Below are 26,574 nucleotides of genomic sequence, written 5' to 3'. Positions count from 1 at the left end.
CGGATCATGCTTGTCGCCGCAGCCGTCTGCCCCTCCCCGCCGCTGCTCGTTCCCGAGGTCGCCGCGGGTGCCGCACCTGAACTGGACGCCGCGCGCGCGGCGTGTTCGGACGCCCTCGGGGTGCTCGCCGCCGCGCGGCCCGACCGGCTCGTCGTGATCGGGCCCGCCGAGCAGAGCGGGCGCGGACCGCATCCACAGGGCGCGCGCGGGTCGTTCCGGGGCTTCGGGGTGGACGTCGACGTCCGTCTCGGACCAGCAGGAGCCGAAGCCGTTCGGCGTGAGCTTCCGACGTCGCTCGCCGTCGCGGGCTGGCTGCTGGCGCGCACGCAGTGGGCCACCGCGCCGGTGGAAGGTCTCGGTGTGGGGGAACCACTCGAGGCCGAGCGATGCGTTCAGGTCGGAGAGGAGATCGGGGCCCTTGCCGACCGCGTGGCACTGCTGGTGATGGGCGACGCCAGTGCGTGCCGCACGCTGAAGGCGCCGGGGTACCTCGACGAGCGGGCGGCCGGTTTCGACGCGGAGGTCGGGCGTGCTCTCGGTGGGGCCGATGTCGCGGCGCTGAAGGCACTGGACACGGGGCTCGCGTACGAACTGAAGGCAGCGGGCCGTGCCCCGTGGCAGGTGCTCGCCGGGGCGGCGGACGGTGCCGCGCTGAGCGGCGAGCTGCTCTACGAGGACGCGCCGTACGGCGTGGGGTACGTGGTGGCTGCCTGGTCGTAGCCGGGCTTCAGGGGGCCTTGCAGGCACGCGCGCAGGGCACGGCACGGGCGCCTGGCCCGGACACACGGTGGCGGCCGCGAAGCGCGATGCCTCGCGGCCGTCCGCCGCTGCGGTTCAGGAAGCCGGAGGTGGCGACGGGGGCGTCGGAGGGGTGGCGCTGCCGCCCGCGTCCTTGCCGCCCTCGTCGGTCCCGGCGACGCGGTCGAGGGCGTCCTTCGCCTTGCCCGTGCCCGCCTGGATCTTGTCGCTGTACTTGCCCTTGGTCTTCTCGTCGACCACCTTCGCGGCCCTGTCCAGGCCCTGGTCGATCTTGTCCCCGTGCTGCTGCGCGAGGTCCGAGACCTTGTCCTTGGCAGGGGCGAGCTTGGCTTTCAGTTGGTCCAGGAAGCCCATGGGTCCACCTTCCCTCGCTGGGGAGCTACTTGCGGGCGCCCTCGCCGGCCTCGTTGTCGGCCGCCTCCTCCGCGGACTGCTGCTTCGGAATCTCGACGCCCTCCGCCTCAGCCGCTTCGGCGGTCTCCGCGGGCTTGTCCTCGGCAGCGGCCTCGGCGTCGGTGTCGGCCTCGGCAGCAGGCTTCGCATCGGTGTCGGCCTCGGAGGCACTCTCGGCCTCTTCCGGCTCGGCCGTCAGCGTGGCGGCTGCCGCGTCGGTTGTCGACGCCTCGTCGCTGTCCTTGGACTTCCGGCGGAAACGTGCAAAAACGCCCATATCTACTCCATACGTTACTCGTGTGGGCGAAATCCCGCCCCACCCGGTGCGTCCCATTGCGTCGCCCGGGTCATCGGTCCTCGAAACCGGCGGCCGGAACCTCGCAACAGGCAACGACCTCAGAGCCGTGCCGTCACGTAGCTCGTTCGGGGATGGGGTCCGACGTTTGCGAGACTGGGGCGGTGAGTAGCGCAGCCCCCGCCCCGCGGGTCATCGCCGTAGTCGGTCCGACCGCGGCAGGAAAGTCCGATCTGGGCGTTTTTCTCGCCCAGCGCCTCGGCGGCGAAATCGTCAACGCCGACTCGATGCAGCTCTACCGAGGGATGGACATCGGGACCGCCAAGCTGACGCCCGAGGAGCGCGGCGGCGTGCCCCACCATCTCCTCGACATCTGGGACGTCACGGAGGCGGCCAGCGTCGCCGAGTACCAGAAGCTGGCCCGTGCCGAGATCGACCGTCTCCTCGCCGAAGGGCGCTGGCCGATCCTCGTCGGCGGCTCCGGGCTCTACGTCCGGGGGGCCGTGGACCACCTGGAATTCCCCGGCACCGACCCCGCCGTGCGGGCCCGCCTGGAGGAAGAGCTCACGCTCCAGGGCTCCGGAGCCCTGCACGCCCGCCTCGCCGCCGCCGACCCCGGGGCGGCCCGGGCCATCCTGCCCAGCAACGGCCGCCGGATCGTCCGCGCCCTGGAGGTCATCGAGATCACCGGCAAGCCCTTCACCGCCAACCTCCCCGGCCACGAATCCGTCTACGACACGATCCAGATCGGGGTCGACGTGGCACGCCCCGAACTCGACGAACGCATCGCCACGCGCGTGGACCGCATGTGGGAGCAGGGCCTGGTCGACGAGGTGCGCACGCTGGAGGCGCAGGGGCTGCGCGAGGGGCGTACGGCGGCGCGTGCGCTCGGCTACCAGCAGGTGCTCGCGGCGCTCGCGGGGGAGTGCACCGAGGACGAGGCGCGCGCCGAAACCGTGCGCGCCACCAAGCGCTTCGCGCGCCGTCAGGACTCCTGGTTCCGCCGCGATCCGCGGGTGCACTGGCTCAGTGGGGCCCTGGCCGACCACGGGGAACTCCCGGCACGCGCGCTGGCGTTGATCGAACGACCGGTCACAGCCTGATCACGTGATTGCATCGGGACGCTCCGGCGGTCATCCCGGCACCTGACACCGTGCCATCATCGACCATCGATCGACCGGTGAAGTCCGAAGTGGGAGGGCGCGTGGCGATGGAGGCCGGCCCTCGTGACACCGCGCATGACGGCGGAGAGCAGCTGAGTCCCGACGGTCCCGACGAGACGTCGGGCGGAGTGACGGACGACGGTCCCGGCATGGACGAGATGTCGCCGGAGGCCGAGGTCGAGGTCGAGCTGCGACCGCAGCCGCGCCTGCGCATCTGGCAGCTCGCGCCCATCGTGATCCTGGCCGCGGTCGGTTCCCTGATGTTCGCCTTCCCGCTCGCCTTCGAGTTCGGCGACGGCGGCGCCGTGGTCGCCATGCTCGGGCTGCTGATCAGCTGCTGCGCCGCCGGGTGGGGCATGATGGCCGCCCGCCGCGTGGGACACACCTGGCCGGGACTGCCCGAGCGCGGCTCCGGCCGCCGCCCGGACTGGCGAGTCGTCTCGGGGTACGCCCTGATGCTGCTGAGCGCCGTGGTCCTCGCCGTGTGGCGGGTCGCCAGGCTCCGCTGAGCGCACCGCCCCGGCCGGGTGTCCTGCCCACCCCGTACGATCGAGGAATGAGCACGCGGATCGCCTTCCTCAAGGGGCACGGGACCGAGAACGACTTCGTGATCGTCCCCGACCCCGACAACGCCATCGAGCTGTCCCCGGCCGCCGTGGCCGCCCTGTGCGACCGCCGCGCGGGCATCGGTGGCGACGGCCTCCTCCATGTCGTACGTTCCGCGGCCCACCCCGAGGCCCGCCACCTCGCGGACCGGGCCGAGTGGTTCATGGACTACCGCAACGGCGACGGTTCCATCGCGGAGATGTGCGGCAACGGAGTCCGGGTCTTCGCCCGGTACCTGCAGCACGCCGGGCACGCCGTCGAGGGCGACCTGGCAGTGGCCACCCGCGGTGGCGTGAAGACCGTGCACATCGCCAAGGCGGAGTCCGGTGGCGAGATCACCGTCGGCATGGGCAGGGCGACGCTCCCCGAAGGGGACGTCACCGTCTCGGTCGGCGACCGCCGATGGCCCGCGCGGAACGTGAACATGGGCAATCCGCACGCGGTCGCCTTCATCGACGACCTCTCCGAAGCGGGCAATCTCTACGAGGCGCCGCCCTTCAGCCCCGCCTCCGCCTACCCGGACGGGGTGAACGTCGAATTCGTCGTCCCCCGAGGCCCGCAGCACGTCGCCATGCGCGTGCACGAGCGCGGCGCGGGCGAGACCCGCTCCTGCGGCACCGGCGCGTGCGCCGTGGCCGTGGCGGCGGCCCGCAAGGACGGCCTGGACCCGGCCGTGACCGGCGCCCCGGCCACGTACACCGTCGACCTGCCCGGCGGGCGCCTGGTGATCACCGAGCGGCCCGACGGCGAGATCGAGATGACAGGTGGCGCAGTGATCGTCGCCGAGGGCGAGATCGCATCCGAATGGCTCGAAACGGCATCCGCATGAACTGTCGCTCGAATGGGTGATCCGTTTCACGCTCGGCGAGAGGCGGTCAGCACCACGTGATGGGCTCGGTAGCATCAAGCACCGGCCCGGACGGAGTACGCCGCCGTCCGCACACCGCCGGTCGAAGCAGCCGGAGGTGCTCATGAGTGCGGAGGCCACGAACCCTGCCACGCCCGGCCCCGTGACGTCGGGGGTCCAGCGCAAGCGCGGCCGTGCGCGTCTCGATCTGCGCAGGCTCGGCAGGGCCGCCCTGCTCGGATCCGGCACCCGGGACCGTCTTCCGGACGCGATCGGCCATGTGGCGGAGGCCCACAGGGGCCATTACCCGGACGCGGACCTGGAGCCACTGCGCCGTGCGTACGTCCTCGCGGAGTCCTCGCACCGCGGCCAGACACGCAAGAGCGGCGAGCCGTACATCACGCACCCGCTCGCGGTCACCCTGATCCTCGCCCAACTGGGCGCGGAGATCACGACCTTGACCGCCTCCCTGCTCCACGACACCGTCGAGGACACGGACGTCACGCTCGACCAGGTGCGGACCGAGTTCGGCGACGACGTCTGCTATCTGGTCGACGGCGTCACGAAGCTGGAAAAGGTCGACTACGGAGCGGCGGCCGAGCCCGAGACCTTCCGCAAGATGCTCGTCGCCACCGGCAATGACGTACGCGTCATGTCGATCAAGCTCGCCGACCGCCTGCACAACATGCGCACGCTCGGCGTCATGCGTCCCGAGAAACAGGCCCGCATCGCCAAGGTCACCCGGGACGTCCTCATTCCGCTCGCCGAGCGCCTCGGTGTGCAGGCGCTCAAGACCGAGCTGGAGGACCTCGTCTTCGCGATCCTCCACCCGGAGGAGTGCGCCCAGGTCAAAGCCATGATCGCCGCCAATGCCGAGAGCGCGGGGGACCCTCTCGGGGACATCGCGGGCGAGGTGCGCGGCGTGCTGCGCGACGCGGGCATCACCGCCGAAGTGCTCATCAGGCCACGGCACTCCGTCTCCGTCCACCGCGTGCACCGCAAGCGCGGCGACCTGCGCGCGTCCGACTTCGGCCGCCTCCTCGTGCTCGTCAACGAGGACGCCGACTGCTACGGAGTCCTGGGCGAGCTGCACACCTGCTTCACGCCGGTCGTATCGGAGTTCAAGGACTTCATCGCCGTACCGAAGTTCAACCTCTACCAATCGCTGCACACGGCCGTGACCCGCTCCGACGGCGAGGTCGCCGAAGTCCTCATCCGTACGCACCAGATGCACCAGGTCGCGGAGGCGGGCGTCGTCGCCCTGCACAATCCCTACGCTCCTCCTTCGGAGGAGCCGTCCGACGGCGTCGACGACGAGCGGGTGGACCCGACCAGGCCCGGCTGGCTCTCCCGGCTCCTCGACTGGCAGCAGGCCGCCCCCGATCCGGATACGTTCTGGTCGACGCTGCGGGAGGACCTGGCCCAGGACCGCGAGATCGCCGTCTTCCGGCCCGACGGCGGCACGCTCGGCCTGCCCGCCGGAGCCAGCTGCGTGGACGCCGCGTACGCCCAGTACGGCGAGGACGCGCACGACTGCATCGGCGCGCGCGTCAACGGCCGTCTGGCGACGCTCAGCACGGTCCTGCGGGACGGCGACACGGTCCAGCTCCTCATGGGTCAGGACCTCACGTCCGGGCCTTCGCGCGAGTGGCTGGACCATGCGCGCACGCCTGCCGCACGGATCGCCATCCGGCGCTGGCTCACCACGCATCCCGCCCCCGCGGCGGCCGCGCCGACGCCGTCCGAGGAGCGGCCGCCGCAGCAGACGCCCGCGGTCACGCCCAAGGCGGAGGAGTCCGGCGCCGTGCGGCCCGCCGCGGCGAACGCCGTCGTGGACCGCGAGGGCGCGAGCGTGCGCCTCGCCGGTTGTTGTACGCCCGTGCCGCCCGACGACGTCACCGCCTTCGCCGTCCGCGGCGGTGTCGTGACCGTCCACCGGGTCGGCTGCCCCGCGGTGGAGCGCATGAAAGAAGTGGGGCGCCCGGAGATCGGCGTGCACTGGGGAGACACCGCCGAGTGCCGGGTCACCCTGATCGCCGAATCGTTCGGCCGGGCGCATCTGCTCGCCGATCTCACCGAAGCGATCGCCCTCGAAGGAGTGGCGATCATCTCGGCGACGGTGGAGCCGCCGACCCAGCAGCGCGTACGCCACACGTACACGCTCCAACTCCCGGACGCCGCCACCCTCCCGGGGCTGATGCGGGCGATGCGCGCGGTCCCCGGGGTGTACGACGTGAGCCGCGCACAGCATCCCGCGGCCGCCACCCCCTGAAGAGCGTGGCTGCTCACTCAAGAGCGGCCGCCACCCCCTGAAGAGGGCACGCTCGGCAGCCCGGCGGCGACTCGTTCGAGTGGCCCGGCGCGCGCCGTCACGACGCGGAAGACGCGCGCTGATAGCGGTAGTTCATGCTGCTCACCCCTCGGACCACGGCCTCCGGGCCGAAGGCCCTCCGCACCCCTCGCGTCGCCGCCGCACTGATCGCGGCGACCGTGTCCGCCGCCCTCGTCGCGGCGAGCGCGCCCTCGCCGGCCACTCCGCTCGGCATCGGCGACCGCCTCTTCCCGCACCTGGGCAACCCCGGGTACGACGTGGCGTCGTACGACATCGCCTTCACCTACCGCGGTGACAACCGCAAGCCGCTGGACGCCGTCACCAAGATCGAGGCCGAGGCGACGGCCGCCCTGGATCGCGTGAACCTGGACTTCGCGCACGGCACCGTGCGCTCCGTCGAGATGAACGGCAGGCAGGCCCGCTTCGAGAAGAGCGGCGAGGACCTGGTCGTCACGCCGCCCGCGCCCGTCGAGCAGGGCGACCGGATGGAGCTCACCGTCCGGCACACCAGCGACCCCGAGTACGCGAAGGGCACTCAGGGCGGGTGGGTGCGCACCGACGACGGACTCGCCATGGCCAACCAGGCAGACGCCGCCCACCTGGTCTTTCCGTGCAACGACCACCCGGCGGACAAGGCAGAGTTCAGGTTCCGGATCACCGCGCCCAAGGGGTACACCGCCGTCGCCAACGGCCTTCCCGCCGGTACGACCCGGCACGGCGGCGCGACCACGTGGGCGTACCGGCACCACCACCCCATGGCCACCGAGCTGGCCCAGGTGTCGATCGGCCGCTCCACCGTGCTGCGCCGCCAGGGCCCGCACGGCCTGCCCGTTCGCGACGTGGTGCCCACCAAGGACCGCAAGGCCGTGGAGCCCTGGCTGAAGAAGACCCCCGGCCAGATCGACTGGCTGGAGAAGAAGGTCGGCCGCTACCCCTTCGAGGTCTACGGGGTCCTGATCGCCGGGGCGAAGACCGGCTATGAACTGGAGACCCAGACGCTCTCTCTCTTCGAGAGAGAGCTCTTCACCCGCCCCGAGTACCCCGAGTGGTACGTCGAATCGATCATGGTGCACGAGCTCGCGCACCAGTGGTTCGGCGACAGCGTCAGCCCGCGGTCCTGGTCGGACCTCTGGCTCAACGAGGGGCACGCCACCTGGTACGAGGCGCTGTATGCCGAGGAGAAGGCGAAGAAGCCCATGACCGAGCGGATGCGGGCGGCCTACCGCCAGTCGGACGGCTGGCGCGCGGCCGGCGGCCCGCCAGCCTGGCCGAAGGCGCCCGCGCCCGGGAAGAAGATCAGCATCTTCCGCCCCGTCGTCTACGACGGAAGCGCCCTGGTGCTCTACGCCCTGCGCCAGGAGATCGGACACCGGGCCTTCGAGCGCCTGGAGCGGGACTGGGTCCGTACCCACCACGACGGCAACGCCGAGACCGCCGACTTCGTGCGGCTCGCCTCCGAGATCGCCGGACGTGACCTCAACGGATTCTTCGACGGCTGGCTGTACGGAAAGAAGACGCCGCCGATGCCGGGGCATCCGGACTGGAATTCCGGGAAATAACCCGGATGACGAGACGGGCCGTGTCGTGCAACCATCTTCAGGTCGACGACGCGGCCCGTCGGGGACATCCCCTCGGGGACATCTCAGGGCACGATCGGCCGGTGCCGGGAATCTCCGGACCACTCCGGGCGTTGTCGACTGTGACGGATCCCGCATCCGTCGCCTTCCCATCGGCGTATCGACGTAAGGACCCAATGACCTCCTCTTCTTCCCCTTCCCAGGACGCACAGAGCTTCGCGCAGAACTACCCCGAAGGTCTTCGGGCCGATGCCCTGATGGAAGAGGACGTCGCCTGGAGCCACGAGATCGACGGAGCGCGGGACGGCGAGCAGCTCGACCGTTCCGAGCGCGCGGCCCTGCGCCGTGTCGCGGGCCTCTCCACCGAGCTCGAGGACGTCACCGAAGTCGAGTACCGACAGCTCCGCCTGGAGCGCGTGGTGCTCGTCGGCGTGTGGACTTCGGGCACGGTCCAGGATGCGGAGAACTCCCTCGCCGAGCTGGCCGCCCTCGCCGAGACGGCGGGCGCGCTCGTGCTCGACGGCGTCGTCCAGCGCCGCGACAAGCCCGACCCGGCGACGTACATCGGCTCCGGCAAGGCCTTGGAGCTGCGTGACATCGTGCTCGAGACCGGAGCCGACACCGTCGTCTGCGACGGTGAGCTGAGCCCCGGCCAGCTGATCCACCTCGAAGACGTCGTCAAGGTCAAGGTGGTCGACAGGACCGCCCTGATCCTCGACATCTTCGCGCAGCACGCCAAGTCCCGAGAGGGCAAGGCGCAGGTCGCCCTCGCGCAGATGCAGTACATGCTGCCGAGGCTCCGCGGCTGGGGTCAGTCGCTCTCCCGTCAGATGGGTGGCGGCGGCGGTGGCGGCATGGCCACGCGTGGTCCCGGTGAGACCAAGATCGAGACGGACCGGCGACGGATCCGCGAGAAGATGGCGAAGATGCGCCGGGAGATCGCGGAGATGAAGACGGGCCGCGACATCAAGCGGCAGGAGCGCAGGCGCAACAAGGTGCCTTCGGTCGCGATCGCCGGATATACGAACGCGGGCAAGTCCTCGCTGCTCAACCGCCTCACGGGCGCGGGCGTGCTGGTGGAGAACGCACTGTTCGCCACCCTCGACCCCACCGTCCGCAGGGCGGAGACGCCGAGCGGCAGGGTCTACACCCTCGCGGACACCGTCGGGTTCGTCCGGCATCTGCCGCACCACCTCGTCGAGGCCTTCCGCTCCACGATGGAAGAGGTCGGCGACTCCGACCTGATCCTGCACGTGGTGGACGGTTCGCACCCCGTGCCGGAGGAGCAGCTCGCCGCCGTGCGCGAGGTCATCCGTGACGTGGGCGCGACCGACGTGCCCGAGATCGTGGTGATCAACAAGGCGGACGCGGCGGACCCGCTGGTCCTCCAGCGCCTGCTGCGCAACGAGAAGCACGCTATCGCGGTCTCCGCGCGGACCGGCGCCGGCATCGGGGAGCTGCTCGGGCTCATCGACACCGAGCTGCCGCGGCCCGAGGTCGAGATCGAGGCCCTCGTTCCGTACACGCACGGGCAGCTCGTCTCGCGGGCGCACGCCGAGGGCGAGGTGCTCTCCGAGGAGCACACCGCCGACGGCACGCTGCTCAAGGCGCAGGTGCACGAGGAACTCGCCGCGGAGCTCGCTCCGTACGTACTAGCGGCGCACTGAACCTCGGCGCACCAGACGTAAGCCACCACGCGTCAGCGCACAAGGCGAAGGCCCGCCCCCTCTCGCAGGGGGCGGGCCTTCGCCGTCTCGGATGCGACGTGCGACTACTGCGCGCCGTACTTCTTGCTCATCATGTCGTAGACCTGCTCGGCGCCCCGGCCTAGCTGCGGGCCCGCCAGCCAGGTGTTCTCGGCCGGGCCGATCGAGGTGTTCGACACGAGCTTCGTCTTGCCGCCCGACACGCGGAACCAGCCGCCGCCGGACGAACCGCCGGTCATGGTGCAGCCGATGCGGTACATGGTCGGCAGGGACGGCGACATCGAGAGTCGGCCCGGCTTGGCGACGCACTTGTGCATGAGCAGGCCGTTGTACGGGGGAGCGGCCGGGTAGCCCCAGGCGCCCATCGAGCCCACGCTCTGCGCGGCCGGGGTCGAGAAGTCGACGTCGAGCGCGTTGCCGACGGTCTCCTCGAGGGACTTGCCGCCCTGCTCCGGCTTCACGTGCATGACGGCGTAGTCGTACGTCGCACCCGCGCCGCCCGTCGGACCGCCCTCATTGATCCACTCGTTGGAGGTCGAGACCCAGTCGGCCCAGTACTGGCCGTAGGGGGCGATCTCCTGCGGAGCGGCGTTGCGCAGGTCGGCCTCGGACTTGCCCAGGTCGTTGTAGGAGGGCACGAAGGCGATGTTGCGGTACCAGCCGCCCTTCTGGCCGGCGTGCACGCAGTGGCCCGCGGTCCACACGAGGTTGGACTTGCCGGGGTTGCGCGGGTCCTTCACCACGGTGCCGGAGCAGACCATCGACCCCTCGGGGGAGTCGAAGAAGATCTTGCCGACCGGGGCGGCGTTCTTGTGGTACGGAGTCCGCTCCCGCTTGGCCTGGACCGGCGTCGGCTCCGGGTCGGTTCCGCCCTGACCGGCGGACGCGTCCTTCGCGGCGATCGTCTTGTTCGGGTCCTTCGCCTTCTGCATCCGCTCGGGCTTCCAGAGCCCTTCGATGACCGGGTTGGCGAAGTCCTTGGCCTCCCGGACCCAGTCGTCCTTGGCCCAGTTCTTCCAGGCGCCGTTCTTCCAGTCGTCCAGGTCGATGCCCTTGTCCTTGAGCTTGTCGGCGAGGCCGTCGGGAAGCTTGACGTCGGAACCCGAGTCGGAGCCGTCGGCTCCCTGGGACGTGCCGGTGTCCGGCTTGTCGCTCGCCTTGTCGTCGCTCGGCCCACAGGCCGTGGCGGTGAGTGCCAGGGTCGCGGCGAGCCCGGTGGCGGCGAGCGCCACCCGCCGTCCGCGGCTGCGCGCGAACGGCGCACGAGTGGAACGCATGGTGCTGTTACCCCCGATGGAACGTGTATTTGCCATGTGCGTGTCATGTGAGTCGACGCGGCAATTCGTCTCCGACGTCGATGCAACACCCCACTATGCCTGTGAGGTTGGGGACGAACGGCGGCGGGGGCGTGAAGGTTTCCGGCGCCCCCGCCACCGTATGAAAGTGCCTTGCTGCCGGACTACTTGTCGGCGAACTTCTTGCTCACCGCGCTGTAGATGCCCTTGGCCTCCTTGCCGAGGCGCGGACCGGCCAGCCATCCCGCCGTCACCGGACCGATGGAGGTGTTCGACACCAGAGCGGGCTTGCCGTCCTGGCCCTTGGCGACCCAGCCGCCACCGGACGAACCGCCGGTCATGGTGCAGCCGACGCGGTACATCGTCGGGTCGGGCTTGGTCAGCGAGAGGCGGCCGGGCTTGTCGGCGCACTGGAACAGCTTCTGGCCGTCGAACGGCGGTGCCGCCGGGTATCCGGTCGCCGTCATGGTGTCGATCTGCGGCACGGCCGGGGCGTTGAAGTCCACCGGGAGCGCGGAACCGACCGTCTCCTCGAGCGACTTGCCCTCGCTGCCCTTCTCCGGCTTCACGTGGATGACCGCGAAGTCGTACGGCGCGCCCGCACCGCCGGTCGGACCGCCCTGCTCGATCCACTGGTCCGAGGTCTGCGCCCAGTCGCCCCACCAGACGCCGTACGGAGCGACCTCTTCCTTGGGAGCGTTCTGCAGCTCCTCGGCCGACTTGCCGCTGTTGTTGTACGAGGGCACGAAGACCATGTTGCGGTACCAGCCGCCCTTGGCGCCCGCGTGCACGCAGTGGCCCGCGGTCCACACCATGTTGGACTTGCCGGGGTGGGCCGGGTCCTTGACGACGGTCGCGGAGCAGACCATCGAACCCTCGGGGCTGTCGAAGAAGAGCTTGCCCGACTCGGCGACCTGGTCGTGGTACGGCGCCTTCACGGCGGCCGCCTCCACGGGCTTGGGCGTCGGGTCGGTCACGCCCTGGTCACCGGAGATGTCGTTGTCGTCGACACCACGGTCGGGGTTCTTGTCGGCGTCCCGCATCCGGTCCGGGTCCCAGAGGTCCTCGATGATCGGGTTGACGAAGTCGCCGGCCTCGCGCAGCCAGTCGTCCTTGTTCCAGTTCTTCCAGGCGCCGTTCTTCCATTCGTCCAGATCGATCCCGTTTTCCTTGAGCTTGTCCTTCCAGGCGTCCGGGATCTGGATCTTGTCGTCACCGTTGCTGCCGCCGGGCTGGGACGAGGACGAGTCACCGCCGGCGTTGTCGTCGCTGGGACCGCAGGCCGTGGCGGTCAGAACGAGCGCCGCGCCGAGCGCAACAGCCGCCACAGGGGAGGTTCTGCCGCGCATGCTCCTCCCATTGCGAACAGTGAAGAGCGGACGTATGGGTCGCATCGTGAGATTCCCCCTGGGCCTCGAAATTGTTCCAAAGTGCTGGACATCCGGGTGTTGGACACCCGTTGCCACCGGTGCGGCACCCCTTCGCTGGGTTTGCTCGGGTTTGCTCGGGGGATCGGCACCATCCGTGGCTGATGAACGGCCCCCACACTATGCCGGTGCCGTTGGGGACGGCCCACGGAAGGGCAACGGTTCCGTCACGGCAAGGATCTTCGGATTACCCGTGTTCTGCCGGGCCCCTCGTCGTTGGTACGTACGGGGGAGTCGCGGCCTGCGTTCATTCCCCCTGCCAACTCGCCTGCGCGTTCGCCCCTATGGGGCTCTCCGGAGCCGCATCGGACGGGCGCGCTCGTCACAGGGGAGGACCACCAGTCGTGGCCGTGACCGAGCCTGCGCCCGCGCCGGTGTCCGCAGGGATTTCCGTAACGCCGCCCGCTACGCATCCTGCAACGCAGCCCGAATCGCACGCCACAGCCCACGAGGGAATCCTGCGACGCCAGTCGGCACGCGAATCGGCCGCCCGCACCTACGCGCGCGCCCTGCCGATCGTGCCGGTCCGGGCGCGCGGTCTGACGATCGAGGGCGCCGACGGCCGCCGATACCTCGACTGTCTCTCGGGCGCCGGAACCCTCGCCCTCGGCCACAACCACCCGGTGGTGCTCGAAGCGATCAGGAAGGTCCTCGACTCCGGGGCGCCGCTGCACGTGCTGGATCTGGCCACACCGGTCAAGGACGCCTTCACCACGGAGCTGTTCCGCACACTGCCGCGCGGCCTGGCCGACCGCGCACGGATCCAGTTCTGCGGTCCCGCAGGGACGGACGCGGTGGAGGCGGCGCTGAAACTGGTCCGCGCGGCCACCGGGCGCGACGGAATGCTCGCCTTCACCGGCGCGTATCACGGCATGACCGCCGGGGCGCTCGAAGCATCCGGCGGCGCATCGAGCAATCGGGTCGCGCGCCTGCCCTACCCCCAGGACTACCGCTGCCCCTTCGGCCTCGGCGGCGCGCGCGGCGCCGAACTGTCCGCCCGATGGACCGAGAACCTCCTCGACGACACCAAGTCGGGCGTCCCGACCCCAGCAGGCATGATCCTCGAACCGGTCCAGGGCGAGGGCGGCGTCTATCCCGCGCCCGACGACTGGCTCCGCCGGATGCGCGAGATCACCGCCGCGCGCGGCATCCCGCTCATCGCGGACGAGGTGCAGACGGGCGTCGGCCGTACCGGCGCCTTCTGGGCCGTCGAGCACAGCGGCATCGTTCCCGACGTGATGGTGCTCTCCAAGGCGATCGGCGGCAGCCTCCCCCTGGCCGTGGTGGTCTACCGCGACGACCTCGACGTGTGGCCGCCCGGCGCCCACGCGGGAACCTTCCGCGGAAACCAGCTCGCCATGGCCGCGGGCGCGGCCACCCTCGCGTACGTCCGTGAGAACGGCCTCGCCGAACGAGCCGCCACCCTCGGCGCCCACATGCTCGCCCAACTCCGCTCCCTGGCCGCGGACCACCCCTGCATCGGTGAGGTCCGCGGCCGAGGACTGATGATCGGCGTGGAGCTGGTGGACCCGACGTCCGAGCCGGGCGGCTCGTCGTCGCCGGAGCTCCCCGTCACCGCACGACCTCGTCCCCCGGCCCCCGAACTGGCCGCGGCCGTGCAGCGGGAGTGTCTGCACCGCGGCCTCATCGTCGAACTCGGCGGCCGCCACTCCAGCGTCGTACGACTCCTGCCTCCCCTCACCCTCACCGATGAACAGGCGGCCGCGGTCCTCGACCGCCTCGCCGACGCGCTGACCACCGCGGCGCGTGCCCACCACAGATAGCCAAGACGGGCCGGGCCGTTCTGCCGGACATGAACCGCCGTGCTCGCACCGGTCCTGTCACTACACGGAGCCCCGAACAACCTCACAAGGAAGCACTCTTGAACGCCACCCCCGCATCCGAAGGTCGCCCCCAACCCGACGCCCCAGGCGCGTGCGGCGCGCACACCTCACTGGTGGCGGAGTCCGGTACGGTCCCCCGGCAGAAGGGTGGCGGCCAAGAGGTCGAGCGCCTGCGCGGGGCATCGACCGACCTGCTGGAACACCCCGACCCGCATATCGCCGCCCAGGCCGCGGCCGTCGAGAACCTCCTCCGCTGCTGGGTCAGGGAGAACAACCTCCCCGCTCCGGACCGAGGCGTCCTGCGGGTCCCCCTGGAGGCCAGCGGAACGGCCCTGCTCGTTCCCGTGCACTACTGGTCGGCCACCGGCTGGCACCGCTTCAGCCTCCCCTACCTGGAGGACGGCCCCGCGAGCGCCCCGCCCGTCGACGCGGTCACCGTCGCCGCACTCCTCGGCCGCGAGACGGCACGCAGCACGGCGGAACTGCCGACGGGCGAGGCAGAGGCGGCGGAGCCAGAGGCGGAGGCAGGGACAGAAGCAGGGACAGAGGTAGAGACAGCGGCGGAGACAGAGACAGAAGTAGAGGCCGCTCAGGACGGTGCCGATCTGGTCGGTCGCGTCGCCGACTCGGTCCGGCGCACGGCCGCCTTCATCGCCGACCGCCGCGACCGGCCCGCCGATGAGCCAGACCTCTTCCTCGCCGCCGAGCAGTCCCTGCTCCTCGGGCACCCCCTCCACCCGACCCCCAAGAGCCGCGAGGGCCTGTCCGACACCGAATCCCGGCTCTACTCTCCTGAGTTGCGCGGCGCCTTCGCGCTGCACTGGCTGGCCGTCGACCGCTCCGTGCTCGCCTCCGACTCGGCGTGGACCGAGCGCGGCCGGACCGTTCCCGCCGACCAGCTCAGCACCCGACTCGTCGGATCGGAGTTGCCGCTCCCGGGCGACCACGTCGCCCTTCCCGTGCACCCCTGGCAGATCCGCGAGCTCCGGCACCGGCCCGCGACCGCCGAGCTCTTCGACGCCGGACTCCTCCGGGACCTCGGCGCTCACGGCACCCCTTGGCGACCCACCTCCTCCGTACGTACGCTCTACCGCCCCGGCGCTGCCGCCATGCTCAAGCTGTCGCTCGGCCTGCGCATCACCAACTCCCGCCGTGAGAACCTCCGCAAGGAGCTGCACCGCGGCGTCGAGGTCCACCGCCTGTTGCGCAGCGGCCTCGCCGAGGAGTGGCAGTCGGTCCACCCCTGCTTCGACGTGGTCCGCGACCCGGCATGGCTCGCCGTCACGGGGTCCGACGGCAAGCCCGTCCCCGGACTCGACGTCATGATCCGGCACAACCCCTTTCGGTCCGGCGACGACGCCACCTGCATCGCCGGGCTGGTCTCGCCCCGGCCTTCGGCGCTGCCCGCCTGCCAGGACCGCCACGCCATGCGCTCCCGGCTCGGTGAAACTGTCACCCGGCTCGCCGGGCGAACGGGCCGCTCCAGGGGAGCAGTTGCCACCGAGTGGTTCCTGCGCTACCTGGAAACCGTCGTGCGCCCCGTGCTGTGGCTGGACAGCGAGGCGGGTGTCGCCCTGGAGGCGCACCAGCAGAACACCCTGATCCTGCTCGACCCCGACGGCTGGCCCTTGGGCGGCCGCTACCGCGACAACCAGGGCTACTACTTCCGCGAGTCCCGGCGCGCCGAACTGGAGCGACGGCTTCCCGGCATCGGCCGGGACAGCGACACGTTCGTCTCCGACGAGGTGACGGACGAGCGGTTCGCCTACTACCTCGGCATCAACAACGTCCTCGGCCTCATCGGAGCCCTTGGCGCCGAACGGCTCGCGGACGAACGGCTGCTGCTCGCCGCCTTCCGCCGCTTCCTCGGCGATGTCGCCACGGGCCCCGCCAGGCTGCGTACGTCGCTGCCCGCGACCTTGCTCGACTCACCCGTGCTGCGGTGCAAGGCCAACCTGCTGACCCGGTTGCACGGCCTCGACGAGCTCGTCGGCCCGGTCGACACCCAGTCCGTCTACGTGACCATCCCCAATCCCCTTCATTCCTGAGGAACATGCCCCACCTCTCCTGACAGGAGCGACGCCGTGCCTCCCACCGACGCGAGCACCGATGCCGGGACCGGATCCACCGCTGCCGGCGCCGACTGCACCGACACCCTCGACCTGCGGCTGCCCGACGACCTCGCCGCCCTGCTGGCCGAGGGCGAGCGGCCGGTCGGCACGGTGCGGGACGACCTCCTGGACGGCGTCGGAGCCTGGGGACCCACCACGACCGGCGCCGGTGTCTTCCAGCTCGTTCCCGTACGTCTCGAACGTGACCTCCCGGTGATCAGCCGCTGGATGAACGACCCCGCCGTGGCCGCCTTCTGGGAACTGTCCGGGCCCGACGCCGTGACGGAGGCGCACCTGCGGACACAGCTCGACGGGGACGGACGCAGCGTTCCCTGTCTGGGCGTGCTGGATGGCATGCCGATGAGCTACTGGGAGATCTACCGGGCGGACCTGGATCCACTCGCCAGGTACTACCCCTCGCGCCCGCACGACACCGGAATCCACCTCCTCATCGGCGGCGTCGCCAACCGTGGCCGCGGCCTCGGCACTTCGTTGCTCAAAGCCGTGGCCGACCTGGTGCTCGACCACCGCCCTGCATGCGCACGTGTCGTGGCCGAACCCGACCTGCGCAACACCCCGTCCGTCTCCGCCTTCCTGAGCGCCGGTTTCCGCTTCTCCGCCGAGGTGGATCTGCCGGACAAACGCGCGGCGCTGATGGTCCGTGACCGGGCCCTGCGCGCCGTGCTCTGACCCGATCACTTCTGGTACACCGCTCGACCCGATCCGGTTCCCTCACTGAGGAGTCCCCGTGCCGAATCCGTCCGCCAGCCCGATTCCCCGCCCCACCGCCGAGCTGTACGACCCGCCCGAGCTGACCCGGGACAGATGGCGAGCGGCGGGACGGCGCCTGCTGGCCAAGATGATCGGAGAGTTCGCGTACGAGGAGATCATTCGGCCCGTGCCGGTGGGCGAAGGGGGCGTGGGTACCTACCGGCTCCTCCTCGATCCGGCCGAACAGGGAGAGACGGCCGAGGCCATAGGGGCGACCGGGGAGCGCGACGGGTTCACTGGCGCGGCGGGCCGACAGGGCGCCGGCCTCACCTTCCGCGCGCGTCGCGGCTCGTACGGCAGTTGGTACGTGGATCCGGTCGGCCTCACCCTCACCGAGGGCGACGGACCGGCCCAGCCCCTGAGCGACCCCCTGCGATTCCTCGTACTGGCCCGCAGGACCCTGGGCCTGGACGGGGCCACCCTCGGGCACCTCATTCGCGAGCTCACCGTCACACTCAGCGCCGACACCCGGATCGACCACACGGCGCTCAGCACAGCCCGGCTCGCCGACCTCGACTACGCGGAACTCGAAGGGCACCAGACAGGCCACCCCTGGCTCGTCCTGAACAAGGGGCGCATCGGCTTCTCCGCGGGTGACACCGACCGATGGGCGCCTGAGGCCCGCCGCTCCACGACGCTTCCCTGGATCGCCGTACACACCGGCCTTGCCGTGTACCGGGGCGTCACGGGACTGGACACCGCACAGCAGCTCTACGCCCGCGAGCTCTCCACCGACACCCGGGAAGCCTTCGCCGATTTACTCCGCGCACGCGGGCTGGACCCGGAGGAGTACCTCTACCTCCCGGTGCACCCCTGGCAGTGGGACGAGGTCGTGCTGCCGCTCTTCGCGCCGTCCGTCGCCACCGATGCCATCGTCCCGCTCTGCAGCGACGGCGATCTGCGCCTGCCCCAGCAGTCCATCCGTACGTTCCTCAACACCTCCCGTCCCGACCGGCACACCGTGAAGCTTCCGTTGTCGGTCCTCAACACCCTCGTGTGGCGGGGGCTGCCGACCGGCCGCACCGTCGCCGCGCCCGCCGTCACGGCGTGGATGCACGCGCTCCGGGACGCGGACCCCTTCCTGCGCGACGAGTGCGGGGTCATCCTGCTCGGCGAGGTGGCCTCAGTGGCTGTCGAACATCCCGTGTACGACGGGTTGCCGGAAGTCCCGTACCAGTACCGAGAGTTGCTCGGCGCCATCTGGCGCGAGCCCATCACCCGGTATCTGGCGCCCGGGGAACGCGCCCGCACCCTCGCCTCGCTCACGCACACCGACCTCGACGGGCGTGCGTTCGTCGCCGAGCTCGTGGAGCGTTCGGGGCTGGCTCCCGCGGTCTGGCTGCGGCGGCTCTTCGCCGCACTGCTGCCGCCCCTGCTGCACTTCCTGTACCGCTACGGAACGGTGTTCTCCCCCCATGGGGAGAACACCATCGTCGTCTTCGACGACAACGACGTGCCCGTCCGGCTCGCGGTGAAGGACTTCGTGGACGACGTCAACGTGAGCGCGGTGCCGTTGCCCGAGCAGGACTCGATGCCGGGCGACGTCCGCGACGTACTGCTCACCGAGCCCCCCGGATTCCTCACCCAGTTCATCCACTCGGGTCTCTTCGTGGGGGTCTTCCGGTATCTCGCGCCGATCTGTGAGGAGCAACTGGGCGTCCCGGAGAGCGACTTCTGGTCCTTCGTGCGCTCCGAGATCCTGCGGCACCAGGCGCGCGTTCCGGAGCTGAAGGAACGGTACGAGATGTTCGACCTGCTCACCCCCCGTATCGAGCGGCTCTGCCTGAACCGGAACCGACTCCACCTCGACGGGTACCGTGATCGTTCCCAGCGTCCGCACGCCGCCGTGCACGGGACCGTGGCCAACCCCCTCCATCAGCCTTGATCGGCGGATTGTCAGTGGGGCACCGTAGGGTGGTCGCGCTATGACGAAGCCCTCGCTCCCCGAGCTCCTGCACGCCGCCGTCACCGCTGTCGGTGGTACGGAACGCCCTGGCCAGGTGTCCATGGCCGAGACCGTCGCCGAGGCGATCGACGACGGCTCCCACCTGCTGGTCCAGGCCGGCACCGGCACGGGTAAATCCCTCGGCTATCTGGTGCCGGCCCTCGCCCACGGAGAGCGTGTGGTGATCGCGACGGCCACCCTCGCCCTGCAGCGGCAGCTCGTGGAGCGCGATCTGCCGCGCACGGTGGACGCGCTGCACCCCCTGCTGCGCCGTCGGCCCCAGTACGCGATGCTGAAGGGCCGCTCGAACTATCTGTGCCTGCACCGCCTCCACGAAGGCATGCCGCAGGACGAGGAGGAGGGCCTCTTCGATCAGTTCGAGGCGGCCGCTCCCACCAGCAAGCTGGGCCAGGACCTCCTGCGGATGCGGGACTGGGCGGACGAGACCGAGACCGGCGACCGCGACGATCTGACTCCCGGAGTGTCCGACCGGGCCTGGGCCCAGGTGTCCGTCTCCTCCAGGGAGTGCCTGGGAGCTTCGAAGTGCGCCTATGGGGCGGAGTGCTTCGCCGAGGCGGCCCGCGAGCGCGCCAAGCTCTCCGAGGTCGTGGTCACGAACCACGCACTGCTCGCGATCGACGCCATCGAAGGCGCCCCCGTCCTGCCGCAGCACGAGGTGCTGATCGTGGACGAGGCCCACGAGCTGGTCTCCCGCGTCACCGGCGTGGCCACGGGGGAGCTCACTCCGGGGCAGGTCAACCGTGCCGTGCGCCGTGCCGCCAAGCTGGTCAACGAGAAGGCCGCGGATCAGCTCCAGACCGCCTCGGAGGGCTTCGAGCGGTTGATGGAGCTGGCCCTGCCCGGCCGTCTGGAGGAGATTCCCGAGGACCTCGGCTATGCGCTGATGGCCCTGCGCGACGCCGCCCGCACGGTCATCAGCGCGCTCGGCTCGACCCGGGACAAGTCGGTCCAGGACGAGGACGCGGTCCGCAAGCAGGCCCTCGCCTCCGTGGAGTCCATCCACGACGTGTCGGAGCGCATCACGAACGGCTCCGAGTACGACGTGGTCTGGTACGAGCGCCACGATCGCTACGGAGCCTCCCTTCGGGTGGCCCCCATGTCCGTGTCGGGCCTCCTCAGGGAGAAGCTCTTCGCCGACCGTTCGGTGGTGCTCACCTCCGCCACGCTCAAGCTCGGCGGTGACTTCAACGGAGTGGGCGCCTCGCTCGGCCTGGCCCCGGAGGGCACCGAATCCGATGACGCGCCGGTCTGGAAGGGCCTCGACGTCGGCTCCCCGTTCGACTACGGCAAGCAGGGCATCCTGTACGTCGCCAAGCACCTGGCCCGGCCGGGACGCGAGGGGACCCGCAGCGACATGCTCGATGAGCTGGCCGAGCTGATCGAGGCGGCCGGTGGACGCACGCTCGGCCTGTTCTCCTCGATGCGTGCCGCTCAGGGCGCGGCGGAGGAGCTGCGCGGGCGTCTGGACATGCCGATTCTGCTGCAGGGCGAGGAGACGCTGGGCGAGCTGATCAAGGGCTTCGCGGCTGACTCGAAGACCTGTCTCTTCGGGACGCTGTCGCTCTGGCAGGGCGTCGACGTGCCGGGCCCCAGCTGCCAGCTGGTGATCATGGACAAGATCCCGTTCCCGCGTCCCGACGACCCGCTGATGAGCGCCCGCCAGAAGGCGGTCGACGAAGCCGGGGGAAACGGCTTCATGGCGGTCGCGGCGACCCACGCGGCCCTGCTGATGGCGCAGGGCGCGGGACGTCTCGTACGGGCCTCAGGGGATCGCGGAGTGGTGGCCGTCCTGGACCCCCGCCTGGCCACCGCGCGCTACGGCAGCTACCTGCGGGCTTCGCTTCCCGACTTCTGGTACACGACGGACCGTAATCAGGCACGCCGCTCGCTGGCCGCGATCGACGCGGCTGCGAAGGCGGACGAGGCCTAGCCCCCGGCCCCTGGGGAAGCTCGGGGTGCCCCGGACGCAGCAGGGCCCCGGAACCGGCGCAGTTGGTTCCGGGGCCCGGTCAGGGGCGGAGTCACACCCGCCGCAGCACCGCCACGACCTTGCCGAGGATCGTCGCCTCGTCGCCGGGGATCGGCTGGTACGCGGAGTTGTGCGGGAGCAGCCAGACGTGACCGTCCTCGCGCTTGAACCGCTTGACGGTCGCCTCGCCGTCGAGCATGGCGGCCACGATGTCGCCGTTCTCCGCGACGGGCTGGCGGCGCACCGTCACCCAGTCGCCGTCACAGATCGCGGCCTCGATCATCGAGTCACCGACGACCTTCAGTACGAAGAGCTCGCCGTCACCCACCAGCTGGCGGGGGAGCGGGAAGACGTCCTCCACCGATTCCTCGGCGAGGATCGGCCCACCGGCGGCGATGCGGCCCACGAGCGGGACGTACGACGCGGCCGGCTTGCCGGTGGTGTCGGTGGGCTGGCTGCTGGGCTGGTCCGAGCCCCGCACCTCGTACGCCCGCGGGCGGTGCGGGTCGCGGCGCAGGAAGCCCTTGCGCTCCAGAGCCATCAGCTGGTGGGCGACGGAGGAGGTGCTGGAAAGCCCGACTGCCTGACCGATCTCCCGCATGGACGGCGGGTAGCCGCGCCGCTGCACGGAGTCCCTGATGACCTCGATCACGCGGCGTTGCCTGTCGGTGAGCCCCGAGCTGTCGGCGCGGATGCCTGGAGGTCGGCCCGGCAGGGAGCGAGTGGGCTTGGGCCCCTCCTGGTTCGTGGCTGCGTCATTCATGGCATGCACCGGCTCGAGTCGGCTCTGGGAGCGGTCCTGGGCAGTGATGGTGGCGCTGTCTGCGGTGGTGGTCACGTCGGTCGGCCCCTCTCGAGATGTTCTCTCCCTAGCTAGCCAACGGTAGTTGCTTTCGAAAGGTTGCGCCAAACACACGTTCGAGTGAAAAAACGGAGATTACCTACCGTGATCATGTGTTTGGGTGTATGGCTAGCGCTCGGGCCGAACGGCAATTCGGTTCATTACGGTACGCTTCACCGCCGGGGCAGTGAGCCCCTCGGTGGGGCTCCCATATTGCCACCCGGCACCCCGTCAACCCGGCACCGGCCCCCGCCCAGAGCGGCGCGAGTGGCCGTCGTGCGCGTCCGGGGTCGCTCGACACGGCACGACACGCGCGGTGTCGAAAAAGCGGCCAAACCCCAGATCTAGTGGTTGGATTGCGGCAGCAGCCCAGAAGTTGTGGTCCCTGGTCTTTCAGGGCCTCCGGGATCGCCTATGCTTGGGGCTGCTTCGAGGGCCCCGAGGGCTCGTTGAGGCTTATGAGTCGTGCCGTGAAGGAGGGTTGGGAGTTCCATGCACTGCCCCTTCTGCAGGCACCCCGACAGCCGCGTGGTCGACAGTCGCACCACTGACGACGGCACGTCGATCCGGCGGCGCCGTCAGTGCCCCGACTGCTCCCGTCGTTTCACGACGGTGGAGACGTGCTCGCTGATGGTGGTGAAGCGCAGCGGGGTGACGGAGCCCTTCAGTCGCACCAAGGTCATCAATGGCGTCCGCAAGGCGTGCCAGGGGCGACCGGTGACCGAGGACGCCCTCGCTCTGCTCGGCCAGCGGGTCGAAGAAGCGGTGCGGGCCACCGGAAGCGCCGAGCTCACCACGCACGACGTGGGCCTTGCCATACTCGGCCCGCTGCAGGAGCTCGACCTCGTCGCCTACCTGCGCTTCGCGTCCGTGTACCGGGCCTTCGACTCACTTGAGGACTTCGAGGCTGCCATCGGGGAGCTGAGGGAACAGCGGCTCGACGCCGGGCCGAGCGACGCGGACGGAGAGCGCGTCGTGAATGACTGCGGGCCCGGAGGGACTGTCGAAGTCCCGGTGCCCGCCACTGCCGCCGACTGACCGGCTGACCGACGGGCCGGCGGCGAACCAGACCTGTTGAAGGTGCCCTCCGGGGTGCCCTCGACACCAGACACACATCCGTGCCATGGGAACAACGTGGCACTTCAGGGCGTTTTAGCCTGATATAGGGAGGCGGCATGACCGAGACGACGAGCGGCCCGGCACGAGGTTCCCGCGCCAAGGGTTCCAAGGCCAACAAGGGTCTGCGTATCGAGCGCATCCACACGACGCCCGGCGTGCATCCGTACGACGAGGTGGTCTGGGAGCGCCGTGACGTCGTCATGACCAACTGGCGCGACGGCTCGGTCAACTTCGAGCAGCGTGGCGTCGAGTTCCCCGACTTCTGGTCGGTGAACGCGGTCAACATCGTCACCAGCAAGTACTTCCGCGGGGCCGTCGGCACCCCGCAGCGCGAGACCGGCCTCAAGCAGCTGATCGACCGCATCGTGAAGACGTACCGCAAGGCCGGCGAGGACTACAGCTACTTCGCCTCGCCCGCCGACGCGGAGATCTTCGAGCACGAGCTGGCCTACGCCCTCCTGCACCAGATCTTCAGCTTCAACTCCCCGGTCTGGTTCAACGTCGGAACGCCCCAGCCGCAGCAGGTGTCCGCCTGCTTCATCCTGGCCGTCGACGACTCCATGGAGTCGATCCTCGACTGGTACAAGGAAGAGGGCATGATCTTCAAGGGCGGCTCCGGCGCCGGCCTGAACCTGTCCCGCATCCGTTCCTCCAAGGAACTGCTGTCCTCCGGAGGCAACGCCTCGGGTCCCGTCTCCTTCATGCGCGGTGCCGACGCCTCCGCCGGAACCATCAAGTCCGGTGGCGCCACGCGTCGCGCGGCCAAGATGGTCATCCTCGACGTCGACCACCCCGACATCGAGGGCTTCATCGAGACCAAGGTGAAGGAAGAGGAGAAGATCCGCGCCCTGCGCGACGCGGGCTTCGACATGGACCTGGGCGGCGACGACATCACGTCCGTCCAGTACCAGAACGCCAACAACTCGGTCCGCGTGAACGACACGTTCATGAAGGCGGTCGAGGAGGGCGGCAAGTTCGGCCTCACCTCCCGCATGACGGGCGACGTCATCGAGGAGGTCGACGCCAAGTCGCTCTTCCGCAAGATGGCCGAGGCCGCCTGGGCCTGCGCCGACCCGGGCATCCAGTACGACGACACGATCAACGCCTGGCACACCTGCCCGGAGTCCGGCCGGATCAACGGCTCGAACCCGTGCAGTGAGTACATGCACCTGGACAACACGTCCTGCAACCTCGCCTCGCTGAACCTGATGAAGTTCCTCAAGGACGACGGCAAGGGCAACCAGTCCTTCGACTCGGAGCGCTTCTCCAAGGTCGTCGAGCTGGTCATCACCGCGATGGACATCTCCATCTGCTTCGCGGACTTCCCGACGCAGAAGATCGGCGAGAACACCCGCGCCTACCGCCAGCTGGGCATCGGCTACGCCAACCTCGGCGCCCTGCTCATGGCCACCGGCCACGCGTACGACTCCGACGGCGGCCGCGCCCTCGCCGGTGCCATCACGTCGCTGATGACGGGTACGTCGTACAAGCGTTCCGCCGAGCTCGCCGCGGTCGTCGGTCCCTACGACGGCTACGCCCGCAACGCCACGCCGCACAAGCGCGTCATGAAGCAGCACGCCGACGCCAACGCCTCGGCCGTCCGCATGGACGACCTGGACTCGCCGATCTGGGCCGCCGCCACGGAGGCCTGGCAGGACGTGATCCGCCTCGGCGAGAAGAACGGTTTCCGTAACTCCCAGGCGTCCGTCATCGCCCCGACCGGCACCATCGGTCTCGCGATGTCCTGCGACACCACGGGCCTGGAGCCCGACCTCGCCCTGGTGAAGTTCAAGAAGCTCGTCGGCGGCGGCTCGATGCAGATCGTCAACGGCACCGTGCCGCAGGCCCTGCGCCGCCTGGGCTACCAGGAGGAGCAGATCGAGGCGATCGTCGCCCACATCGCCGAGAACGGCAATGTGATCGACGCCCCGGGTCTGAAGACCGAGCACTACGAAGTCTTCGACTGCGCCATGGGCGAGCGTTCCATCTCCGCTATGGGCCACGTCCGCATGATGGCCGCGATCCAGCCGTGGATCTCGGGTGCCCTCTCCAAGACGGTCAACCTCCCGGAGACCGCCACCGTCGAGGACGTCGAAGAGGTCTACTACGAGGCCTGGAAGATGGGCGTCAAGGCGCTCGCCATCTACCGCGACAACTGCAAGGTCGGCCAGCCCCTCTCCGCCAAGAAGAAGGAGGAGGAGAAGGCCGAGATCACCGAGAAGACCGAGGACACGATCCGTGCCGCGGTCGAGAAGGTGGTCGAGTACCGTCCGGTCCGCAAGCGCCTCCCGAAGGGCCGTCCCGGCATCACCACGTCCTTCACGGTGGGTGGCGCCGAGGGCTACATGACCGCCAACTCCTACCCGGACGACGGTCTGGGCGAGGTCTTCCTCAAGATGTCCAAGCAGGGCTCGACCCTCGCGGGCATGATGGACGCCTTCTCCATCGCCGTCTCCGTCGGTCTGCAGTACGGCGTGCCCCTGGAGACGTACGTTTCCAAGTTCACGAACATGCGCTTCGAGCCGGCCGGTATGACGGACGACCCGGACGTGCGGATGGCGCAGTCGATCGTCGACTACATCTTCCGCCGCCTGGCGCTGGACTTCCTGCCCTTCGAGACGCGCTCCGCGCTCGGCATCCACTCGGCCGAGGAGCGTCAGCGCCACCTGGAGACCGGGTCGTACGAGCCCGCCGAGGACGAGGTGGACGTCGAGGGTCTGGCGCAGTCCGCTCCGCGGCAGCCCGAGTCCCTGAAGGCGGTCTCCACGCCGAAGGCGGAGGCCGAGGTGGCCAAGGAGGCTCCGCAGCAGGCGCACACCAGCGCCGAGCTCGTGGAGATGCAGCTGGGCATCCAGGCCGACGCACCGCTGTGCTTCTCCTGCGGCACGAAGATGCAGCGCGCCGGTTCCTGCTACATCTGCGAGGGCTGCGGCTCGACCAGCGGCTGCAGCTGACAGCGAGCGGGAGCGCGTCCGAGGCTGCGTTGAGCGACTGCTGCCGGAGACGCTGAGCTCCACGTGAGAGAGGGTGCCGACCAAGGGTCGGCACCCTCTCTTGTGCTTCGTGGGCTCTCTTGTGTGTCGGGGGCCCAGCCGTCCGTTTCGCGGTCTGTGTCAGCCTGGGTTCGTGTCGGCCCGAGGGATCAGTGCTCGCTGCCCATCAGTGAGGCGAACGTCGTCGGATCGGCGTCGAAGCCCCGGATGTCATTGCGGAACGACCACGCTCCGGACTCGTCCCGGGTGAAATGGCCGATGGTCGCGGCCGTGGAGCCGGAGACCCCTGCCAGGTCGCTCTCCGCCAGGTTCTTGTGGCCTTCGCGGATCCGGAACGCGGCGTTCGAAATGTCACCGAACACCTTCTGTCCCGTCTCCTGCTGTATGGCCACTCCCACTACGACCCGGGTGAACGTGGCAGCGAGCCGGTCCAGCTCCAGCGTCATGACCTCGTCGAAACCGAATCCCTGCCCCGTCCTGCTGTCGCGGTTGAGGGTGATCGTGCCGTCGGGGGAGCGACTGTCGAAGTGCACGAGGTACACAGGGGCGCCGTACGGCGC

20 protein-coding genes are annotated in these 26,574 nt (G+C 70.0%); 14 read left to right on the top strand and 6 right to left on the bottom strand.

All coding sequences use genetic code 11. The features are described 5' to 3' along the window. Window positions 1–6: 6 nt before the first annotated feature. On the top strand, window positions 7–720 hold the full coding sequence (locus tag AOK03_RS05895; protein ID WP_055564091.1) for a class III extradiol dioxygenase subunit B-like domain-containing protein: 714 nt from the start codon (window positions 7–9) through the stop codon (window positions 718–720). Between the two features lie 114 nt (window positions 721–834). Here the strand turns inward: AOK03_RS05895 and AOK03_RS05890 are convergent, their stop codons facing one another. After that, entirely contained in the window at window positions 835–1,113 is a 279-nt protein-coding gene (locus tag AOK03_RS05890) for an antitoxin (protein ID WP_055564090.1), read from the bottom strand. Between the two features lie 25 nt (window positions 1,114–1,138). Then, window positions 1,139–1,429: a hypothetical protein gene (locus tag AOK03_RS05885; protein ID WP_055564089.1), complete on the bottom strand. Its 291-nt coding sequence runs from the start codon at window positions 1,427–1,429 to the stop codon at window positions 1,139–1,141. Window positions 1,430–1,611: 182 nt separating this feature from the next. Between AOK03_RS05885 and miaA the strand changes: the two genes are divergently transcribed. The 6 genes from miaA to hflX all read left to right on the top strand — a co-directional run bounded on the left by miaA (window position 1,612) and on the right by hflX (window position 9,639). Further along, the gene (gene miaA / locus AOK03_RS05880) at window positions 1,612–2,550 is read left to right on the top strand and encodes a tRNA (adenosine(37)-N6)-dimethylallyltransferase MiaA (protein WP_055564088.1); all 939 of its coding nucleotides are present in this window, start codon (window positions 1,612–1,614) and stop codon (window positions 2,548–2,550) included. Window positions 2,551–2,657: 107 nt separating this feature from the next. Beyond that, window positions 2,658–3,119, top strand: a complete 462-nt coding sequence (locus AOK03_RS05875; RefSeq protein WP_055564087.1) for a hypothetical protein — start codon at window positions 2,658–2,660, stop codon at window positions 3,117–3,119. A gap of 47 nt (window positions 3,120–3,166) precedes the next feature. Beyond that, window positions 3,167–4,045 carry a diaminopimelate epimerase gene (gene dapF / locus AOK03_RS05870; RefSeq protein ID WP_055564086.1) on the top strand — a complete coding sequence of 293 codons (879 nt, stop codon included), beginning with the start codon at window positions 3,167–3,169 and terminating at the stop codon, window positions 4,043–4,045. Between the two features lie 142 nt (window positions 4,046–4,187). Continuing rightward, window positions 4,188–6,335, top strand: a complete 2,148-nt coding sequence (locus AOK03_RS05865) for a RelA/SpoT family protein (RefSeq protein WP_055564085.1) — start codon at window positions 4,188–4,190, stop codon at window positions 6,333–6,335. Window positions 6,336–6,469: 134 nt separating this feature from the next. Next, complete coding sequence (locus AOK03_RS05860; RefSeq protein WP_055564084.1) at window positions 6,470–7,954, top strand: M1 family metallopeptidase; 1,485 nt, start codon at window positions 6,470–6,472, stop codon at window positions 7,952–7,954. Window positions 7,955–8,148: 194 nt separating this feature from the next. Beyond that, window positions 8,149–9,639, top strand: a complete 1,491-nt coding sequence (gene hflX / locus AOK03_RS05855; protein WP_055564083.1) for a GTPase HflX — start codon at window positions 8,149–8,151, stop codon at window positions 9,637–9,639. A gap of 104 nt (window positions 9,640–9,743) precedes the next feature. Here hflX and AOK03_RS05850 read toward each other — a convergent pair whose 3' ends face one another. Both AOK03_RS05850 and AOK03_RS05845 read right to left on the bottom strand, forming a co-directional pair. Beyond that, the gene (locus AOK03_RS05850; RefSeq protein ID WP_055564082.1) at window positions 9,744–10,955 is read right to left on the bottom strand and encodes a trypsin-like serine peptidase; all 1,212 of its coding nucleotides are present in this window, start codon (window positions 10,953–10,955) and stop codon (window positions 9,744–9,746) included. 182 nt (window positions 10,956–11,137) lie between these two features. Then, a complete protein-coding gene (locus AOK03_RS05845; protein ID WP_055564081.1) occupies window positions 11,138–12,367 on the bottom strand; it encodes a trypsin-like serine peptidase in 1,230 nt (409 codons plus the stop codon). 377 nt (window positions 12,368–12,744) lie between these two features. Between AOK03_RS05845 and AOK03_RS05840 the strand changes: the two genes are divergently transcribed. The 5 genes from AOK03_RS05840 to AOK03_RS05820 all read left to right on the top strand — a co-directional run bounded on the left by AOK03_RS05840 (window position 12,745) and on the right by AOK03_RS05820 (window position 21,022). Next, window positions 12,745–14,184, top strand: a complete 1,440-nt coding sequence (locus tag AOK03_RS05840) for a diaminobutyrate--2-oxoglutarate transaminase family protein (RefSeq protein ID WP_425264355.1) — start codon at window positions 12,745–12,747, stop codon at window positions 14,182–14,184. 98 nt (window positions 14,185–14,282) lie between these two features. Next, entirely contained in the window at window positions 14,283–16,292 is a 2,010-nt protein-coding gene (locus AOK03_RS05835) for an IucA/IucC family protein (RefSeq protein ID WP_425264354.1), read from the top strand. A gap of 36 nt (window positions 16,293–16,328) precedes the next feature. Then, complete coding sequence (locus AOK03_RS05830; RefSeq protein ID WP_055564080.1) at window positions 16,329–17,045, top strand: GNAT family N-acetyltransferase; 717 nt, start codon at window positions 16,329–16,331, stop codon at window positions 17,043–17,045. Between the two features lie 58 nt (window positions 17,046–17,103). Then, a complete protein-coding gene (locus AOK03_RS05825) occupies window positions 17,104–19,011 on the top strand; it encodes an IucA/IucC family protein (protein ID WP_055564079.1) in 1,908 nt (635 codons plus the stop codon). Window positions 19,012–19,051: 40 nt separating this feature from the next. Next, complete coding sequence (locus AOK03_RS05820) at window positions 19,052–21,022, top strand: ATP-dependent DNA helicase (RefSeq protein ID WP_055564078.1); 1,971 nt, start codon at window positions 19,052–19,054, stop codon at window positions 21,020–21,022. Between the two features lie 91 nt (window positions 21,023–21,113). Here the strand turns inward: AOK03_RS05820 and lexA are convergent, their stop codons facing one another. Beyond that, the gene (gene lexA, locus AOK03_RS05815) at window positions 21,114–21,899 is read right to left on the bottom strand and encodes a transcriptional repressor LexA (protein WP_030778599.1); all 786 of its coding nucleotides are present in this window, start codon (window positions 21,897–21,899) and stop codon (window positions 21,114–21,116) included. A 495-nt stretch (window positions 21,900–22,394) separates the two neighbouring features. On the opposite strand from lexA, the gene nrdR reads away from it, so the two are divergent. Then, window positions 22,395–22,940, top strand: a complete 546-nt coding sequence (nrdR, locus tag AOK03_RS05810; protein WP_055564077.1) for a transcriptional regulator NrdR — start codon at window positions 22,395–22,397, stop codon at window positions 22,938–22,940. Window positions 22,941–23,077: 137 nt separating this feature from the next. Further along, the gene (locus AOK03_RS05805; protein WP_055564076.1) at window positions 23,078–25,975 is read left to right on the top strand and encodes a vitamin B12-dependent ribonucleotide reductase; all 2,898 of its coding nucleotides are present in this window, start codon (window positions 23,078–23,080) and stop codon (window positions 25,973–25,975) included. Window positions 25,976–26,163: 188 nt separating this feature from the next. On the opposite strand, the gene AOK03_RS05800 is transcribed toward AOK03_RS05805, so the two are convergent. Continuing rightward, window positions 26,164–26,574 (bottom strand): TerD family protein (locus AOK03_RS05800; protein WP_167355579.1); only part of this gene is annotated, 411 nt, incomplete at its 5' end.

Origin of the sequence: Streptomyces atriruber (genome assembly GCF_001418325.1) — a bacterium.
Taxonomy (GTDB): domain Bacteria; phylum Actinomycetota; class Actinomycetes; order Streptomycetales; family Streptomycetaceae; genus Streptomyces; species Streptomyces atriruber.
Note: the sequence above shows the minus strand (reverse complement) of the source record. Positions and strands in the feature narration are given on the sequence as shown.

Excerpts from the sequence above, each read along its gene's own strand:
- AOK03_RS05895 (WP_055564091.1), top strand. The coding sequence starts at position 7 with ATGCTTGTCGCCGCAGCCGTCTGCCCCTCCCCGCCGCTGCTCGTTCCC.
- AOK03_RS05890 (WP_055564090.1), bottom strand. The coding sequence starts at position 1,113 with ATGGGCTTCCTGGACCAACTGAAAGCCAAGCTCGCCCCTGCCAAGGAC.
- AOK03_RS05885 (WP_055564089.1), bottom strand. The coding sequence starts at position 1,429 with ATGGGCGTTTTTGCACGTTTCCGCCGGAAGTCCAAGGACAGCGACGAG.
- AOK03_RS05875 (WP_055564087.1), top strand. The coding sequence starts at position 2,658 with ATGGAGGCCGGCCCTCGTGACACCGCGCATGACGGCGGAGAGCAGCTG.
- dapF (WP_055564086.1), top strand. The coding sequence starts at position 3,167 with ATGAGCACGCGGATCGCCTTCCTCAAGGGGCACGGGACCGAGAACGAC.
- AOK03_RS05865 (WP_055564085.1), top strand. The coding sequence starts at position 4,188 with ATGAGTGCGGAGGCCACGAACCCTGCCACGCCCGGCCCCGTGACGTCG.
- AOK03_RS05860 (WP_055564084.1), top strand. The coding sequence starts at position 6,470 with ATGCTGCTCACCCCTCGGACCACGGCCTCCGGGCCGAAGGCCCTCCGC.
- hflX (WP_055564083.1), top strand. The coding sequence starts at position 8,149 with ATGACCTCCTCTTCTTCCCCTTCCCAGGACGCACAGAGCTTCGCGCAG.
- AOK03_RS05850 (WP_055564082.1), bottom strand. The coding sequence starts at position 10,955 with ATGCGTTCCACTCGTGCGCCGTTCGCGCGCAGCCGCGGACGGCGGGTG.
- AOK03_RS05845 (WP_055564081.1), bottom strand. The coding sequence starts at position 12,367 with ATGCGACCCATACGTCCGCTCTTCACTGTTCGCAATGGGAGGAGCATG.
- AOK03_RS05820 (WP_055564078.1), top strand. The coding sequence starts at position 19,052 with ATGACGAAGCCCTCGCTCCCCGAGCTCCTGCACGCCGCCGTCACCGCT.
- nrdR (WP_055564077.1), top strand. The coding sequence starts at position 22,395 with ATGCACTGCCCCTTCTGCAGGCACCCCGACAGCCGCGTGGTCGACAGT.
- AOK03_RS05805 (WP_055564076.1), top strand. The coding sequence starts at position 23,078 with ATGACCGAGACGACGAGCGGCCCGGCACGAGGTTCCCGCGCCAAGGGT.